Below are 17,047 nucleotides of genomic sequence, written 5' to 3'. Positions count from 1 at the left end.
TATGTAAAAATAGCCTCTTTCAATCCGTACACCTATGAACCGGTAACGGTAATATTAGCAAAAGATCTGATAGGCAAATTCTTTAAAGCCGAAGGTGAAAACGCTTCTTTTGAAGATTATAAAGGCGGCGATAAAATTATCCCCTGGGAAATAAAAGGGACTTACAAAGGTTCAGAATTATTGGGCCTGCACTATTGGCAACTAATGCCCTATGTAACTAATGCTGACCTGGAGAAAAACGCTTTTCGTGTTATCCCGGCTGATTTTGTTACTACCGAGGATGGTACCGGCATAGTACATACCGCTTCTGTTTTTGGCGCGGATGACTTTAGGGCATGTAAAGAAAACAACGTGCCGTCGGTGATGGTGAAGGACGAATTTGGCAAGGATGTTCCGCTGGTTAACAAGCAGGGCCGTTTTGTTGATGAAGTGACCGACTATGCCGGCCGCTATGTTAAAGAAGAATATTATACAGCAGAAGAGCGCGCGGAAGAAGGTTTTAAACCAACTGATGTACTCATTTCCATAAAACTAAAAACAGAGAACAAAGCGTTCGACGTTAAAAAATACGAACACAGCTACCCGCACTCCTGGCGCAGCGACGAGCCGATTTTATATTACCCGCTGGATAGCTGGTTTATCCGCACCACCGCGGTAAAGGATAAAATGGTGGAGCTAAATAAAACCATCAACTGGAAACCGGAATCGACCGGAACCGGCCGCTTTGGTAACTGGCTGGAAAATTTGGTAGACTGGAACCTGTCGCGTTCACGTTTTTGGGGTACTCCCCTACCTATCTGGCGCGAGGAAAATGGAGGCGAAGAAATTTGTATTGGCTCTATTGCCGATCTGCATACCGAAATTGAAAAATCAATAGCTGCCGGGTTAATGCCTGCAGGTTTTACTATTGATGACTTGCACAGACCCTATGTTGATGATGTGATATTAACCTCATCAACCGGCAAACCCATGTATCGCGAGCCGGATCTTATCGATGTTTGGTTTGACAGCGGCGCTATGCCTTATGCGCAATGGCACTTCCCTTTCGAAAACAAAGACGAGTTTAAAAACTCTTATCCGGCAGATTTTATTGCCGAAGGTGTTGACCAAACCCGTGGTTGGTTCTTTACGCTGCATGCCATAGCGGTTATGCTGAGCGAAACCAGCGACGAGATAAAGAAAGTAAATGCCGAAGTTGGTAATAAAGGTGTAGCGTTTAAAAATGTAATATCAAACGGTTTGGTGCTCGATAAGAACGGCAACAAAATGAGCAAACGCCTGGGCAATGGTGTTGACCCATTTGCTACCATTGAGCAGTTTGGCGCTGATGCACCACGCTGGTACATGATAAGCAATGCCGCGCCGTGGGATAACCTTAAATTTAACGCCGATGGTATAGACGAGGTTCGCCGTAAGTTTTTTGGCACCTTATATAATACGTATACCTTCTTTGTAATGTATGCCAACATTGATAAGTTTACCTACAGCGAGGCAGAAATAGCGATAACAGATCGCCCGGAAATTGACCAGTGGATTATATCGCTGTTAAATACGTTAAGTAAAGAGGTTGATGCTTTTTATGCTGATTTTGAACCAACCAAAGCTGCCCGCGCTATACAGGACTTTGTAGACGCGCATTTAAGCAACTGGTTTGTTCGGTTAAGCCGCCGCCGTTTCTGGAAGTCAGACAACTCTGCCGATAAACTATCGGCTTACCAAACTTTATACACCTGTTTAACAACGGTAGCTAAGCTGATGTCGCCCATAGCGCCATTTTTTGCGGAGCGTTTATATACCGATCTGAATAGCATTACTAAAAAAGAGGAATTCGAATCCGTTCATCTGGCTTATTTCCCTGAATATAATGCTAAATTGGTAAACGCCAAACTGGAAGAGCGCATGCAATTAGCGCAGGATGTATCATCATTGGTATTGTCATTGCGTAAAAAGGTAGGTATTAATGTAAGACAGCCATTAAGCAAAATTCTTTTACCTATCTTGGATAAGAATTTCAAGCACCAGGTTGATCAGGTAAAAGAACTGATACTCTCTGAAACCAATATCAAGGGTATTGAATACATTACAGATACAGCCGGTTTCGTTAAAAAGAAGATCAAACCAAACTTTAAAGCATTAGGTGCAAAAGTGGGTAAGGATATGAAAGCGGTTGCCGACGAAATAAATAATTTAGGTCAGGAAGATATAGCGAAACTGGAAAGTGAAGGAAGCATTCAACTACCCATCACTCACTACTCGCTACTTACTACTGATGTAGAAATAATCGCCGAAGATGTTCCCGGATGGCAAGTTGCAAATTTAGGAAAACTAACGGTGGCTTTAGATGTTACCATTACCAACGAATTGAAAGAGGAAGGTATATCACGCGAATTGATAAACCGCATACAGAATCTGCGCAAAACCAAAGGATTTGAAGTAACTGACAGGATAACTGTTCAATTAAACGACCATCCATTTATTAGCCGTGCCCTGAATAATAATTTATTATATATTTGCGCCGAAATTTTGGCTGACAGTATAGTGATTGACAGCCAGTTAACAACAGGTGACATTACCACCATTGATGAACATGAAATAATTATTGTTATTAATAAAGTATAAATGAAAGTAGAAAACGAAAAGACCCGCTATAGCGATTCAGAGCTAAAAGAGTTCAAAGATCTGTTGTTGGACAAATTGCGTAGCGCGAAAGAGGAATTAAACGCGTTGGCAACTTCTTTAAGTTCGCCAAATGCTAACGGTACTGATGATACTGCCGGTACTTATAAAACATTAGAAGATGGATCTGCCACTTTAGAGAAAGAACAGATTAATCAGTTAGCTGCCCGCCAGAAAAAATTCATTGAGCAATTAGAAGCAGCTTTAGTGCGTATAGAAAATAAAACTTACGGTATTTGCCGCGAAAGTGGTAAACTGATACCAAAAGAACGCTTACGCGCGGTACCGCACACCACTTTAACGATGGAAGCTAAATTGAAGCAATAAATGAAGGCTTATACCAAACCTTTTTTAACTGCTATACTGATTATCATTGCCGACCAGGTTATCAAGACCTGGGTAAGGGCGCACATGTACCAGGGTGAAGAAATTAAGTTTTTAGGCGAGCGCGGCATGTTGCATTATACCGAAAATAACGGCATGGCATTTGGCATGGAACTGGGCGGCGACTGGGGCAAACTGGTTTTAACCCTGTTTCGCATTTTGGCTGTTTTTGCTATTGCTTATGGTATGGTTTTTTTAATTAAACACAAGTATCACCGTGGCCTTATCATGAATGTCGCGCTGATATTTGCCGGCGCCATGGGTAATATTATTGATTCCACCTTTTACGGTATAGCTTATCATTACGCGCCCCTATTTCATGGCCGCGTAGTTGATATGTTTTATTTCCCATTGATATCAGGTATATTCCCAACATGGGTGCCGCTTTGGGGCGGCCAGGATTATATCTTCTTCCGCCCGGTGTTTAACCTTGCCGATGCAGCGATATCTGTAGGGGTAATACTGATACTTATTTTCCAGAAACACTATTTTAAAAGCGAAGTTGTTGAAGCGAGCAGCCCGAATAGTGAAATGGTAGAGGAATAAATTTTTATCTTTTAAATATTATAGCCGCTTTTTAGCGGCTTTTTTGTTGCTTGTTTTTCCTTGTGCGTTATCCGGTGTTTACAAATAGCACTCATTTTAATATCTTATTACAACATTTTAATTAATTCTTGTTAATCATTAAAATGTTTGCCTGTTTAGGCACTTAAAAATTGTTTATTTTCATTTTTCTTCTCTTTTTTATAAGAAATCAGTATTTTTAGGAATGCAAACCCGCAATTACAGGCGTTTTTATATTTTTTTGTTGGTATTTGCTGTGCAATTTCTTTGTGCAGGCAATTTGTTTGCAAAAAATTTACACTCTCATAAGCAATCTGCCGTTGGTTCTCAATTAAAGGCCAGTCAGCAAAGAAATCATGAAATGGTTCTTAGTGGGAACAACCCACTTCAACTGGTAAACTTCCGGACTGTAAAGGGTGGTCATTTCATTAAGATTTTTCTTATTGACCTGCTAAGCATCTTCGTTTGTCTTAAATATTTAAAAAATAAGCTTAAAAGCATCTACAGCGAGTATGGCCGCTTCCACAAGCTACTGCTCTATCCCAACCACGTTTTTTGGTAAGACCTCACTTTGTGCTTAAATAGCATGTGCTTACATCGGTTAGATTGAATTTTATACACTTGTAAAGATTTACGAAGTTTATAAACTTTGTAAGTCTGACGGGGCTTATCGTATTGATCTCTCTCCATTGTTTGAAAAATAATTCAGTTTTTCAAGGTTATCAAGCATCGGCTTTATTCTGTACATCCCTTAAAGGCATGGCTCTATTGTTCTATGCCTGAACATATTGTATTTGGTTTTATTTAAAATTTTTGAAATGAAAAAAATTGTACCCTTCGGCATGCTTATCATTGTGATAATACTTGTCTTTATATATCCGGGTAATACCATAACACCTTCTAAAACACCAATAGATAAAGCCGATACGGCGTGGTTATTAATATCAACCGCTTTGGTATTATTAATGACCCCGGGTCTGGCTTTCTTTTACGGCGGAATGGTTAGAAAGAAAAATGTGATATCAACCATGCTGCAAAGTTTTGTTTGTATGGGGTTGATCACCATTATATGGGTAGTATTTGGATTTAGCCTTGCCTTTGGAACAGACGTTGGCGGATTGGGATTTATTGGTAACCCTTCATCATTTTTTATGATGCAAAACACCTTAGGTGTAACCTGGGGAACCATCCCGATTATACTATTTGCTATGTTCCAGTTAAAATTCGCGGTTATTACACCGGCACTTATTACCGGGGCTTTTGCAGAACGTATCCGCTTTAATTCATACCTGATTTTTATCACCCTGTTTATCATCATTATTTACGCGCCGCTTGCACATGCAACCTGGCATGCTGATGGTTTTTTCTATAAAATGGGCGTGCTTGATTTTGCAGGCGGTACCGTTGTACACATGTCTGCAGGCTGGGCGGCTTTGGCATCGGCATTATATCTTAAAAAACGCAATGGTGCAGAAGAAACACATGCACCGGCACGTATAACCTATGTTATTTTGGGTACGGGTCTGCTTTGGTTTGGCTGGTTTGGTTTTAACGCAGGCTCTGCATTAGGTGCTAATGAATTAGCAGCAACCGCGTTAGCTACAACAACTACCGCGTCGGCAGCTGCCGCCATTGCGTGGATATTCTTTGATATACTAAGAGGAAAAAAACCTTCGGCGCTTGGCGCTTGTATTGGCGCGGTAGTGGGGTTGGTAGCGGTTACTCCCGCTGCGGGTTATATAACTGTTTCCAGCTCATTAATTGTGGGTATAGTTGCGGCTGTAATAAGTAACCTGGTAGTTATTTGGCGCTCAAGAACCAATATTGATGATACCCTTGATGTATTTCCTTGTCATGGCGTGGGCGGTATGGTAGGCATGCTGCTTACAGGTGTATTTGCCACTACAAGTGTAAACAGCGCCGGTGCCAACGGTTTGTTTTATGGTGAAACAGCTTTGTTTGTTAAACACCTGATAGCGTTAGTTGCTGTATCTGCTTTTGCATTTATTGGCTCATTTATATTGCTTAAAGTAACAGACCTGATTAGTCCGCTACGTGTATCTCCGGAAGATGAACTAGTTGGGCTTGACCTAAGCCAGCACCACGAAGAGCTTTAATTTTTGTTGTTGGTCGCAATTATGGAGTTAACAGCATTTAGGTAGTGTGAAAACTACAAGGAAATTTAGTCGTCTGTTGTTGAGCGGTTAAATGTGAAGGCCTGCACACTGTTTACAGGTGCAGGCCTTTTTTTCACATTAAATAATTAATTAGGCTGCTTTGGCGGCTCTTCTTTTGGCGGAGGAGGAGGTTGCCTTTGCTTTTGTTGCTCCTGCTGTGGCCTTTGCTGCTGTTGTTGTTGTTGTTGACGCTGCTGTTGCTGGGCTTGTTGCTGTTGCTGACGTTGTTGCTGTTGCGCCTGTTGCTGTCCCTGCTGCTGTTGTGCTTGCTGCCTTTGTTGATCTCTTTGTGCTTGTTGCTGCTGTTGCTGAGCCTGTCCCTGTTGAGCTTGTTGCCTTTGGGCACGTTGCTGCTGCTGTTGCTGGGCTTGCTGAGCCTGTCCCTGTTGAGCTTGCTGCTGTTGGGCACGTTGTTGATCTCTTTGTGCTTGCTGTTGCTGAGCTTGTTGAGCCTGTCCCTGTTGAGCCTGTCCCTGTTGAGCTTGTTGCCTTTGGGCACGTTGTTGATCTCTTTGTGCTTGCTGCTGCTGTTGAGCCTGTCCCTGTTGAGCTTGCTGCTGTTGTGCACGTTGTTGATCTCTTTGTGCTTGTTGCTGCTGTTGCTGAGCTTGACCCGGTTGTGGCTGTGCTTGCTGCCGTTGAGCGCGTTGCGCCTGTTGCTGCTGTTGTATTTGCGCGTCGTTACTTGGCTGTTGGGCCGGAGGCGTTACGTTAGGTCGGTTTTCAGGACGCCCGCGACGATTGGCCGGTTGACCATCATTCGGCTGATTACCCGGTTGTACCGTATTAGGATTATTACCCGGTTGCCCCTGATTAGCCCGATTTCCAAATTGACCCTGGCGGTTACCCTGCTGACCGGGATTAGGCCTGTTATCAGGACGTGGGTTTACACGCACTACGTTATTATCGGCATTAGCATTGCGGGCAACAGTAGCCAATTTTGAAGCATTGACATGGTCAAATCCGGCTGCACCGCCCGGTCCTCTGCGGGCTATGCCCTGGTTAGGATTTTGTTGTTTGTAGGCGTTTGCATCAACCACCCGGGCAGGACGGGCATCAGGGGCACGCCTAACTGCCGGTCTGAATATATTAACCGAATTATTTTGCACACGCATGGCACCCGGCCTATCAGCATTGTTTATAGAATAAACTTGCGGGCGCTGGTGTGTATAGCGCTGAATATCGGTTGCCCCCGGGCCGGCAATATAACGGCGGCCACCATTTACATAAGTATTATTAACTATAGTTGTACGATTAATGATATTTACTACCCTATTATGCGGTACATAATAATTATAAATATTTGGCCGGTTAATATATCCCTCGGGTGCGAATGACCAATAGGTATCAGGCGCGCGATACCCGCTGCCGAATGATAAACTAATACTAATGCCCGGCATTAAAGGCGCCCAGCCATAGTAGCCACCGCCATGGCGCCAGCTAACCCATGCAGGTGCCCATTCATAACCGGGGATCCATTCCCAGCCGTAATAATCATCATAGCGCCAACGGCCATAGTGGAACGTGGCCCATCCCCATGGGTAGTCTGATACCCAGGTATTACCATATTCGGTTAATACCCAGTGCCCTTGTGTGGCATAGGGCCTAAAATCCTCATCTACATCGGGTACCCAAACATCGCCATATTGGGGGTCGCTTATCCAGGTACCATAAGGTTGTAAGTTATCATAAAAGTCCTGCTCAGAAATATCTCCACCCTGTGCAAGGCTTTTACGTGGGGCGGCTACTATCAGCAACAATGCCAACAGGCCAATACCCCATATTTTAGTTAATATTTTCATAGTTTTAATATTTGCATTTAGATTTATTATTGGTTTATTTTTTTGACATGGTAAAATATAAAACGTTTAGTTGGGCAATTGTTTTAAATAAAAAAGAACACGGCTATAATATGCCTAAATATATAAAAAGATAGCTGTAGCAAATAAAACAGTTAGTTACATTCAACAAACTTTAGCACTTTTATACCAAACTTTTTAATTTGAATATTTTTACATTTATTATTTATTTCATAATATTATGAGTACAGTAAACATTCCACGCCTTGATCTGAATACTTACACCAACGGTAATGCTGCGGAGCGTAAGCAATTTTCGGACGATATTGGAAAAGCTTTTAATGAAACCGGCTTTGTCACCATAACCAATCATGGTCTAAGTAAAACATTAATTGATGAACTATATGCACAGGTTAAAGCGCTTTTTGCCTTGCCTGATAGCATTAAATCAAGCTACGAGATACCAGACCTTGCGGGCCAGCGTGGTTATACCGGTAAGGGAAAAGAAACAGCCAAAGGTTTTAAAACCCCCGATTTGAAAGAGTTTTGGCAAATAGGCCAAACCGTTACTGATGACGCCACTCTTAAGGAAGATTACCCGGATAACCTGGTAGTGAAAGAGCTGCCTGCTTTTAATACTACAACGCTTGATGTTTACAAAAAACTAGAAGGCGCGGGCGTATATTTATTGCGCGCTATTGCAGTATACCTGGGCCTTAACGAAAATTATTTTGATGATAAGGTACATAACGGCAACTCTATACTGCGCACTTTACATTATTTTCCTATTGAGGACCCGGACTCTGTACCTGCCGATGCGGTGCGTGCCGGCGCGCATGAGGATATTAACCTGATAACCTTACTTATTGGTGCAAGTGCCGATGGGCTGGAGTTGTTAACCCGCGAAGGACAATGGTTCCCTGTAAAAGCGCATGGCGAAGATTTAGTGGTTAATGTAGGCGATATGCTGCAGCGTTTAACTAATAACAAACTTAAATCAACCACACATAGGGTGGTTAACCCGCCGCGCGAGCTGATGAAGAATTCACGCTATTCGGTACCGTTCTTTTTGCACCCGGTATCAAACATGGACCTAACTTCATTATCATCTACCGTTGATGCTGAGCATCCTAAAAAATATACCGATATAACCGCCGGCGAATATTTGGATGAGCGGTTACGCGAAATTGGATTAAAGAAATAAACTCTTAAGTTTGCAGCTTTAAGTGGGCAGTTTGCATTATGCAGATTGCCATTTTACTTTGTGCCCACTGCTAATTAAAAGCTGCCAACTTAATCCTTCATCTCTTCCTGTATGGCTCTTAATAATTCATTAGGGTGTTGCGAGCCAATAATGTACACCAGCCCATCCCTGTCTGTAAGATGGATAGCTTCTTTACCCGCGGCAAAAAAACGTATGGTACCCTTATTATGCAGGTTATATACCGGGTTATTAAACAGGTAGCGGCTATATGGTGCTTTTTCAACTTTTACTATGCTGTTAAGGTCTATCTTAACCAGGCGGGTTGTCCATAAGCCATTCAGCAAAATACTTTTGTTTTCTACCCGGGTACGAAAATGCAGCAGGAATCCCATTATAATAGAAATTATAAGGATAGCAAACCCCACAACAGCCAGCAGATCGCCATTTTTATCATCCGGGGCAGTTAAAGCATAAACGGCAAAGCAAAATATTGCTAATACTAAACGTATCGTAATGGGTATAAATTCCCTGCCCAGGTATTGGTTTTCTGTAAAAACTATTTTTTCGCTCATTTTACTTTATACAATTCGAATATAATTACTTTTTTGGTGTTATTAGTTACTTTATAACGATCATCTGGCCGGTAACCACCTATCCAAATAATTTCGCCATTGCCATTTATCAACAACGGAATCTCACCCTTTTCGTGCAATGGTATTTTAAGGCCGATGAAAAAATCACTCAGTTTTTTATGGGTTTTCATGCCAAGCGGACAAAAACTATCGCCTCGCTGCCAACTACGCATGCTTAACGGATACACCAACTTTTCAGCATCAACAGACACCGCCAATGGATTATCCTTTATAATAAGCGGCGTATCATCATGTAATAAAGTTAACTTATACCGCCCGTAATTTATTGTATGATCAGAAGCAGCTATGCTTGCCGACTCGTGCCGGGTAATATTTCTTTTGGTAAGAATGATCTTATCGCGGTCAAGTATTAAAATGTGCCCGGCTGCTTCAAATACTTTCCCCGAATGTTTATTTAATGACGATATCAGATCGTCAATTGCTGTTTCATTAAAACCATATTCCTGCAATAGTTTAAATAGCAATAACCGTTGGGGGTTTAGCTTTTTTACATCAGCCAATGGCAAATGTATCTCATCGCCATTAATAATTAATAATTCTTTTTTTAATTCATCCAGCCTAACTTCAAGCAATATTTCCATATCCCTGAAGTGTTTCAGGTTATTCTCGAACGTGTGTTCCAAAGCCGGGTTAAGCTCTTTTAATTTGGGTATAACCTCGTGCCTTAATTTATTACGGGCATATTTTACCGAGGAATTAGAACTGTCTTCAACATATTTTATTCCCTCGGCCTTAATAATATTATATATCTCGTCGCGCCCTAAAAATAGTAGCGGCCGTACCAGCGATCCGTTTTTAGGCAAAATTCCATGCAGGCCCGCTATACCGGTACCGCGCACAAGGTTTAACAATATAGTTTCAATTGCATCGTTTTGGTGGTGCGCGAGCGCGATAGTAGTATAGTTGTTTTGCTGTCTAATTTGCTCAAACCACTGATATCTAAGCTCTCGCGCGGCCATTTGGATGGATATTTTGTTATCATTGGCATATTGCCGGGTATCGAAATTTATCGTGTGGAACGGTGCATTATTTTGAACAGCCAATTGTTTGCAAAATTCCTGGTCGGCGCTAGCCTCGTCGCCGCGAAGTTGAAAATTACAATGAGCGATACTAAAATTATAACCGGATGATTTTAATAAATGAACCATTACCACAGAATCCATGCCCCCGCTTACAGCAGCCAACAGGGTGCAGTCGCGCTCAAACAAATTATTTTGTTCAATAAAATCAGTAAATTTTTTAACCGGAAGCATCATCAAAATTATTAATTTAATAACCCCAACAAAAAACTAATTTTGCAGTAGTGAATAAATATGTTTTAAGCTTCTTGTTTTTATTAGCGACGGCAGCTGTTTTTGGCCAGAAGAAATCATCAAAGGTTAATCTGGTCAGCTCAACTTCCCTTGAATCTGTTTCCGGAATTAACGGTAAAAAAACGGTGAAGGTACATAATGGGGTATTTAAACAGGATTTTTCAACCCTGCGTTCTGACAGCGCCTATTTTTATCCCGACCTAAATATGGTTGATGCTTTTGGCCATGTAAATATAAACCAGGGCGATACCTTAAATATATATTCGGATAAACTTAATTATAACGGCAATACCAAAGTTGCTATTTTAACAGATCATGTTAAAATGATAGACAAGGACGCCATTTTAACTACTAACTATTTTACTTATAACACAGCCACCCGCATTGGTACCTATACAGGTGGCGGCAAACTGGTAAACAAGGATAATACGCTCACCAGTAAAAATGGTTATTACTTTGCCTTTACGCGCGATGAATACTTTAGGTACGATGTGGTATGTACCACTCCCGACGCGGTCATAAAAACAGATACCCTGCGCTATAACTCGGGCAGCAGGATAACTTATTTTTATGGGCCAACCAATATACTTGGCAAGGATAAAGATAATTTATATACCGAAAATGGCACCTATAACACCATTACAGAACAGGCCCTTTTTGGAAAAAACAATTTATATACCCAGGGGACTAAATCTTTAAAGGGTGATAGCTTATTTTACGACAGGCTAAAAGGTTATGGCCGCGCTACCAGGCACGTTACATTTGATGATAAAGAGCAGAAAATGGCCATCAAAGGCGATCTGGGAGAGTATTATAAGGCCGATGAACTGATGGTTATGACGCAAAACCCGTATATGATATTTGTTACCGAGGATACTACAGGGGTTAAAACCAACGATAAAAAATTAACCGCCGATTCTTTGTTTAAAAATCAGAAAACGATAATTGCGGATAAAGCGCATATGCCCGACAAAAAATTAACTTTAAAAGGCATAACTGATTCTGTAACAAAAAAACTTCCGGCAAATATTAATAAGAATGCTGTTGTTAACAAAAAACTTACTTTACAGGGAGTAACTGATTCTGTTACAAAAAAACTTCCGGCAAATATTAATAAGAATGCTGTTGTTAACAAAAAACTTACCTTACAGGGAGTAACTGATTCTGTTACAAAAAAAATCACCGCACAGGCAAACGCTAAAGCACCCTCTGCTAAACAAAGCATAAACAAACTTACAGACAGCATAAAATCGTTAACTAAAAAACCCGGTAATGTTAAGTATGACTCGCTGTTTTTTGTGGCTGATACTTTAGAGACCCAGATTATAACTTTTAAAGCATTAAAAGCATTAAAAGAAATCCAATACCAGGCAAGTCATCGCGATACTTCTATTAAAGTGATTAAAAAGGCACCGTCTATCGTTTATAAAAAATCGCCTAAATTTTTAGCCCTTGATGCGCCAAAGCATTGGACTAGGGATACCACCAGTTTCTTGCATCCCGATTATTTTAACAGGCCGGGGTCGCCGTTTAATAAACCCGTTGCACCGGCAGCTAAAGCACCGCTCAAAACTGTTGTAAAGGTTCTGCCCAAGAAAACAGCGCAGGACTCACTTAAAGATAAGCGGCAGGCAGATTCGCTTGCTTTATTTGCACCAAAAGTTTTAAGTGATACCGCGAGAATCAGAATAGTAAATGGCCATCATCATGCTAAGTTATTTAAAACAGACCTGCAGGCTAAAGCCGATTCTATGTTTTATAGCAGCAGCGACTCTACCATACGCTGTTACGTAAACCCGATGATATGGACGCAGGGCTCGCAACTATCGGGGGATACCATCCATCTGCAAATGAAAAATAAAAAGCTGGATAACATGGATATGTTTCCATCTGCATTTATTGTAAATATTGAAAAGAACGATTCTCTGCATTTTAATCAGGCGGGAGGCAGGACAATGCACGGTATTTTTAAAGACAATAAATTGAACAATATACGTATTAGCGGCAACGCCGAAACTATATTTTTCAAGCGCGATTCGGTTACTAATAAGGTTACTGATATGAATAGAACAGTAAGTGGAGGAATATACGCGACTTTTAAAAATGGGAACATTAAAAATCTTGACTTTTATTCAAATTATGAAAGTAAAGCCAATGCTATTGCCAAAATAAAAGATGATGATAAAGTATTAAAAGGTTTTATATGGAAGCCTAAAGACAGGCCTGTATCTAAAGAAGCTATATTATCTGCCTATAAAAAGCCGGTTAAAGCATCGGCAGCCAAACCCACCGGTAAACCAGAAGTTAAAAAACCCGCCGACGGTAAATTGAAGAGCGACTCAACAATTATTAAACCACCTGTTTTAAAAATGGGCAGGGATAGTGTTGTTAAGGATACACTGGTAAAAAAAATTGTTAGGGATACAGCGATGAAGAAAATCGCGCCTATAAAGCCGTAATATTCTTCATATCAAATTTCGACGGGGGCACGAGGAGAAATCTTGTACAAGCAGCAGGTGATAATTAAATTGTATACGATTTCTATCCGCCATCCGGCGAACCGGAAATGACAACCATTATTAAATTTTCTTCAAAAACTCAATCAATTTTTCTACAGCAATTGCCCGATGGCTTATCTGGTTCTTTTCGGCCAGGGTCATTTCGGCAAAGGTGACGTTATATCCATCCGGCTGAAATATGGGGTCGTAACCAAAGCCGGCTGTTCCGCTTAATTCATGGCGAATAGTACCTTCAACGGTGCCCTCAAAAAAATGCTCGTCACCGCCCCGCACCAGAGATATCACTGTGCGAAAACGGGCTGTACGATTGATTTCAGAACTTAGTTTTTCCAGTACCTTAGCCATGTTGGCAGCATGATTACCATGCTCGCCCGCGTAACGTGCCGAATAAACACCGGGTTCGCCATTTAAAGCATCTATCTCTAACCCGCTATCATCGCCAAAGCAATTAACCTGGTATTTGTTATAAATGTAATGGCTTTTAATAGACGCATTTTCCCTAAAGGTTGCGCCTGTTTCGGCAATGTCATCATGGAAGTTAATGTCATTAAGACTTAGTAATTGTATGCGCCCTTCAAGTTTAGCGGCAACTTCTTCCAGTTTATGGGCATTGTTTGTTGCAAATACTAATTGGCACATACCTTACAGGGTTTTCATTTGGTCCCAAAAAGTTTTTTTATTTTCGGTGCTGCTCATCATATCCTCAAAACTAAAGCTATACAGCGTTACAACATTACTTATTTGCTTTGGTTGATTGAGTGTAAGCGCCTCTATTTTTCCTGGTAACGCGCTTTTGCCCAACACTAAAAGTTTTTGGGGATCAAAATAAGTTAACAAGCTATCTATATCTGTAATGGCCGCTTTGGCCATGTTCAATATGGCTACATCATCAATAGCATACTCCTTACGTTTAAGTATGCTTTCTAACGCGGTTAAATGAGCATCGGCAATAAACTCATGCTCCGTATAATGAACAAGTACAAGGAAACCTTTTTTATGCGCACCTAAATAATTTAGTTTAACCGGCGGCGTTTTTAAAATAATGGGGTCGGGAGTTTTTTCTGCAACGGGTTCTGTATATACTTCTGCAGCAGGTTCCGTAAGTGTTTTTGCAATAGGCTCAGCGGGTACTTTACCGGCGGTAGTTTTATCGGGTGTTAACAGATAAATATCATCCTGTAAAATAAATCGTAATGCCGTTGGGTTCTCTGCTCTCACTTTAACAAATTTTAACCAAAAATAGTTAAAGTGTTTGAAGCTTTATTGGCATATTCGCATAATTATAAATCTGCTGTATTAAAAGACCAGAATTATGCAGTTATAATTAATAAATTTTACCGAAATTCGGACGTTTTTATGGGTACCGACCCATAGCATATTTAAGTAACATACATGAGAAAGTTTGGGATAGTAGTTTTAAGCATAGTTTTATTCGCATCTGTAGCCAGCGCGCAGAAAATCACTTTAGACAAAATTGTAGCTGTTGTAGGCGCAAACGTAATACTACAATCAGATATTGAGCTGTTAAACGCGCAATATACCATGCAGGGCGCACATACTGACAAATGCTTTTTAGCGCAAAATCTGATTACACAAAAGCTGTTGGTTCAGCAAGCTATTATAGATAGTATTGATGTAAAAGAGGATGATATTGATGGCGAAGTTGACCGCAGAATGCGCAGAATGATGCAACAAGCTGGCGGGCAGGATAAACTCGAGCAATTTTTAGGGCGGTCTGTTATACAATATAAAGACGAGATACGTCCGGACGTAAAAGAAATGTTGGTTGCAGAAAGAATGCGTCAGCACATTACAGAGAAATTGAATACTACGCCACAGGATGTTAAGGATTATTTTAATAAAATGTCTAAAGACAGCTTGCCAACGTTTAATAAAGAGGTTGAGGTTGCCGAGATTGTTTTGGAACCTAAACTCACTAAAGAGGAAAAGGAATATTACCGACAAAAATCACAGGATTTGTTAAATAGGATAAAAAAAGGCGAAGACTTTGCTTCGCTGGCGACCGCTTATTCGCAAGATCCGGGATCGGCGCCACAGGGTGGTGATGTAGGTTTTGCAGACCGTAATACCTTTGTTAAGGAATTTACTGCCTGGGCATTTAAACTAAAAGCGGGCGAATATTCGCCGGTATTTGAATCGCCCGATTATGGCTTCTTCTTTTTGCAGGTAATTGAACGCCGCGGCGAGCAGGTACATGTGCGCCATATTTTAATTACGCCGCCAATTACCCAGGAAAGCCTTATAAGGGCTAAAGGTAAAGCTGATACCGTTTATAATTTATTAGATAAAAACCGCAAGGTTGATTTCTTTTCGGCTGCAGCCTCTGTTTATTCGGATAATAAGGAAACCAAATTTAATGGCGGGATGATATTAAATCCTGAAAACGTTGAAGTACGCACCACTTATATTCCTACTGACAAGCTTGACCCGCAAATTGCATTAGTGGTTGATACTATGAAAGTTGGCGGAATATCAAAACCAGTATTGTATACAGATGAAAGGGGCAAAAAAAGCTACCGCATATTTTATTTAAAATCTGTAACAGATGCGCATAAAGCTAATTTAGCTCAGGATCTTCCTAAAATAAAACTGATGGCAAGCGATGCTAAAATTAACCGTACCGTTAGCCAGTGGTTTGCTAAGAAAAGAAGAGAAACTTATATTAAGCTTGACCCCCAATACCAGGCATGCCCGGTATTAAAAGATTGGTCAACACCAACAACAACAGCCGCGCAGGTTAATCCTTAAAACTATGCAACACACGTCCGATGTAGAAGCAGCAGATGCTTTAAAACACGCTTATGAGCAGATATGCTCAGAAATAAGTAATGTAATTGTCGGGCAGGATGAAGTTGTAAAGTTTGTGCTGATATCCATTTTTAGCAATGGCCATTGCCTGTTAGTGGGTGTGCCCGGCCTGGCAAAAACGTTATTGGTACAAACCGTATCAGAAGTACTCCATCTTAATTTTAACCGCATACAATTTACCCCCGATTTGATGCCATCAGACATCATCGGGTCTGAAATTTTGGGCGAAGACAGGAACTTTAAATTTATTCCGGGTCCGGTTTTTTCAAATATAATTTTAGCCGACGAGATAAACCGCACCCCACCTAAAACACAAGCAGCGCTTTTAGAGGCTATGCAGGAAAAAGCGGTTACCGCAGCGGGTATTACACATAAGCTTTCGCAACCATTTTTTGTTTTGGCTACCCAGAACCCGATAGAGCAGGAAGGCACCTACCCGTTGCCCGAGGCCCAGCTTGATCGTTTTATGTTTAAGATATCTTTAAACTATCCATCCTTTAAAGAAGAGCTGCAGATAGTTAAAAATACCACCAGTACCCTGCAATCTTCTGTTAAGAAAGTATTAAATGCCGAGCAGATCATTTACTTTCAACAATTGGTACGCAACATACCGGTTACGGATAATGTATTGGAGTATGCTGTTAAACTGGTAGCAAAAACACGACCCGATCGCGAATTTGCAGCACCACAGGTTAAACGTTTATTAAACTGGGGCGCAGGGCCACGCGCATCGCAGTTTTTAATATTAGGGGCCAAATGCCACGCTGTTATTAACGGCAAATACTCGCCGGATATTGAAGATGTGAAAGCTGTTGCAAAACCTATATTGAGTCATCGCATTGTGCGCAGCTATCATGCAGAAGCCGAGGGCCTGTCAACAGATGATATTATTGAACAGCTATTCTAAAGATTGGTTATTGAAGATTAAA

Annotated in this window: 13 protein-coding genes; 8 read left to right on the top strand and 5 right to left on the bottom strand. The window is 41.0% G+C overall.

Annotated features, from left to right (window positions below):
* From JWP71_RS13035 to JWP71_RS13020, 4 genes are all read left to right on the top strand, one after another.
* Positions 1-2,619 (top strand): class I tRNA ligase family protein (locus JWP71_RS13035; protein WP_299500708.1); only part of this gene is annotated, 2,619 nt, incomplete at its 5' end.
* The gene (locus JWP71_RS13030; RefSeq protein WP_299500706.1) at positions 2,620-3,003 is read left to right on the top strand and encodes a TraR/DksA C4-type zinc finger protein; all 384 of its coding nucleotides are present in this window, start codon (positions 2,620-2,622) and stop codon (positions 3,001-3,003) included. It abuts the gene before it with no gap.
* Positions 3,004-3,606 carry a lipoprotein signal peptidase gene (locus JWP71_RS13025; protein ID WP_299500704.1) on the top strand — a complete coding sequence of 201 codons (603 nt, stop codon included), beginning with the start codon at positions 3,004-3,006 and terminating at the stop codon, positions 3,604-3,606.
* A gap of 836 nt (positions 3,607-4,442) precedes the next feature.
* Positions 4,443-5,741, top strand: a complete 1,299-nt coding sequence (locus JWP71_RS13020) for an ammonium transporter (RefSeq protein ID WP_299500702.1) — start codon at positions 4,443-4,445, stop codon at positions 5,739-5,741.
* A gap of 146 nt (positions 5,742-5,887) precedes the next feature.
* Here the strand turns inward: JWP71_RS13020 and JWP71_RS13015 are convergent, their stop codons facing one another.
* Positions 5,888-7,603: a DUF6600 domain-containing protein gene (locus JWP71_RS13015; RefSeq protein ID WP_299500701.1), complete on the bottom strand. Its 1,716-nt coding sequence runs from the start codon at positions 7,601-7,603 to the stop codon at positions 5,888-5,890.
* A gap of 238 nt (positions 7,604-7,841) precedes the next feature.
* Between JWP71_RS13015 and JWP71_RS13010 the strand changes: the two genes are divergently transcribed.
* Complete coding sequence (locus tag JWP71_RS13010; RefSeq protein ID WP_299500698.1) at positions 7,842-8,804, top strand: 2-oxoglutarate and iron-dependent oxygenase domain-containing protein; 963 nt, start codon at positions 7,842-7,844, stop codon at positions 8,802-8,804.
* 89 nt (positions 8,805-8,893) lie between these two features.
* Here JWP71_RS13010 and JWP71_RS13005 read toward each other — a convergent pair whose 3' ends face one another.
* Both JWP71_RS13005 and tilS read right to left on the bottom strand, forming a co-directional pair.
* A complete protein-coding gene (locus JWP71_RS13005) occupies positions 8,894-9,376 on the bottom strand; it encodes a hypothetical protein (protein WP_299500695.1) in 483 nt (160 codons plus the stop codon).
* On the bottom strand, positions 9,373-10,713 hold the full coding sequence (gene tilS, locus JWP71_RS13000) for a tRNA lysidine(34) synthetase TilS (protein ID WP_299500692.1): 1,341 nt from the start codon (positions 10,711-10,713) through the stop codon (positions 9,373-9,375). Before tilS ends, JWP71_RS13005 begins: the two co-directional genes overlap by 4 nt.
* A 47-nt stretch (positions 10,714-10,760) precedes the next feature.
* Here tilS and JWP71_RS12995 point away from each other — a divergent pair, with 47 nt between their 5' ends.
* Positions 10,761-13,229: an OstA-like protein gene (locus JWP71_RS12995; protein WP_299500690.1), complete on the top strand. Its 2,469-nt coding sequence runs from the start codon at positions 10,761-10,763 to the stop codon at positions 13,227-13,229.
* Between the two features lie 120 nt (positions 13,230-13,349).
* Here the strand turns inward: JWP71_RS12995 and JWP71_RS12990 are convergent, their stop codons facing one another.
* Positions 13,350-13,928: a non-canonical purine NTP diphosphatase gene (locus JWP71_RS12990; RefSeq protein ID WP_299500688.1), complete on the bottom strand. Its 579-nt coding sequence runs from the start codon at positions 13,926-13,928 to the stop codon at positions 13,350-13,352.
* Between the two features lie 3 nt (positions 13,929-13,931).
* The gene (locus JWP71_RS12985) at positions 13,932-14,507 is read right to left on the bottom strand and encodes a hypothetical protein (RefSeq protein ID WP_299500686.1); all 576 of its coding nucleotides are present in this window, start codon (positions 14,505-14,507) and stop codon (positions 13,932-13,934) included.
* 174 nt (positions 14,508-14,681) lie between these two features.
* Between JWP71_RS12985 and JWP71_RS12980 the strand changes: the two genes are divergently transcribed.
* Together JWP71_RS12980 and JWP71_RS12975 are read left to right on the top strand one after the other, a co-directional pair.
* Positions 14,682-16,058, top strand: a complete 1,377-nt coding sequence (locus tag JWP71_RS12980; protein ID WP_299500684.1) for a peptidylprolyl isomerase — start codon at positions 14,682-14,684, stop codon at positions 16,056-16,058.
* Positions 16,059-16,062: 4 nt separating this feature from the next.
* Entirely contained in the window at positions 16,063-17,025 is a 963-nt protein-coding gene (locus tag JWP71_RS12975; RefSeq protein ID WP_299500682.1) for a MoxR family ATPase, read from the top strand.
* Positions 17,026-17,047: the final 22 nt, after the last annotated feature.

Origin of the sequence: Mucilaginibacter sp., from assembly GCF_028287845.1 — a bacterium.
GTDB lineage: Bacteria > Bacteroidota > Bacteroidia > Sphingobacteriales > Sphingobacteriaceae > Mucilaginibacter.
Note: the sequence above shows the minus strand (reverse complement) of the source record. Positions and strands in the feature narration are given on the sequence as shown.

Excerpts from the sequence above, each read along its gene's own strand:
- tilS (WP_299500692.1), bottom strand. The coding sequence starts at position 10,713 with ATGATGCTTCCGGTTAAAAAATTTACTGATTTTATTGAACAAAATAAT.
- JWP71_RS13015 (WP_299500701.1), bottom strand. The coding sequence starts at position 7,603 with ATGAAAATATTAACTAAAATATGGGGTATTGGCCTGTTGGCATTGTTG.
- JWP71_RS12990 (WP_299500688.1), bottom strand. The coding sequence starts at position 13,928 with ATGTGCCAATTAGTATTTGCAACAAACAATGCCCATAAACTGGAAGAA.
- JWP71_RS13025 (WP_299500704.1), top strand. The coding sequence starts at position 3,004 with ATGAAGGCTTATACCAAACCTTTTTTAACTGCTATACTGATTATCATT.
- JWP71_RS12975 (WP_299500682.1), top strand. The coding sequence starts at position 16,063 with ATGCAACACACGTCCGATGTAGAAGCAGCAGATGCTTTAAAACACGCT.
- JWP71_RS13020 (WP_299500702.1), top strand. The coding sequence starts at position 4,443 with ATGAAAAAAATTGTACCCTTCGGCATGCTTATCATTGTGATAATACTT.
- JWP71_RS12980 (WP_299500684.1), top strand. The coding sequence starts at position 14,682 with ATGAGAAAGTTTGGGATAGTAGTTTTAAGCATAGTTTTATTCGCATCT.
- JWP71_RS13005 (WP_299500695.1), bottom strand. The coding sequence starts at position 9,376 with ATGAGCGAAAAAATAGTTTTTACAGAAAACCAATACCTGGGCAGGGAA.
- JWP71_RS13030 (WP_299500706.1), top strand. The coding sequence starts at position 2,620 with ATGAAAGTAGAAAACGAAAAGACCCGCTATAGCGATTCAGAGCTAAAA.
- JWP71_RS13010 (WP_299500698.1), top strand. The coding sequence starts at position 7,842 with ATGAGTACAGTAAACATTCCACGCCTTGATCTGAATACTTACACCAAC.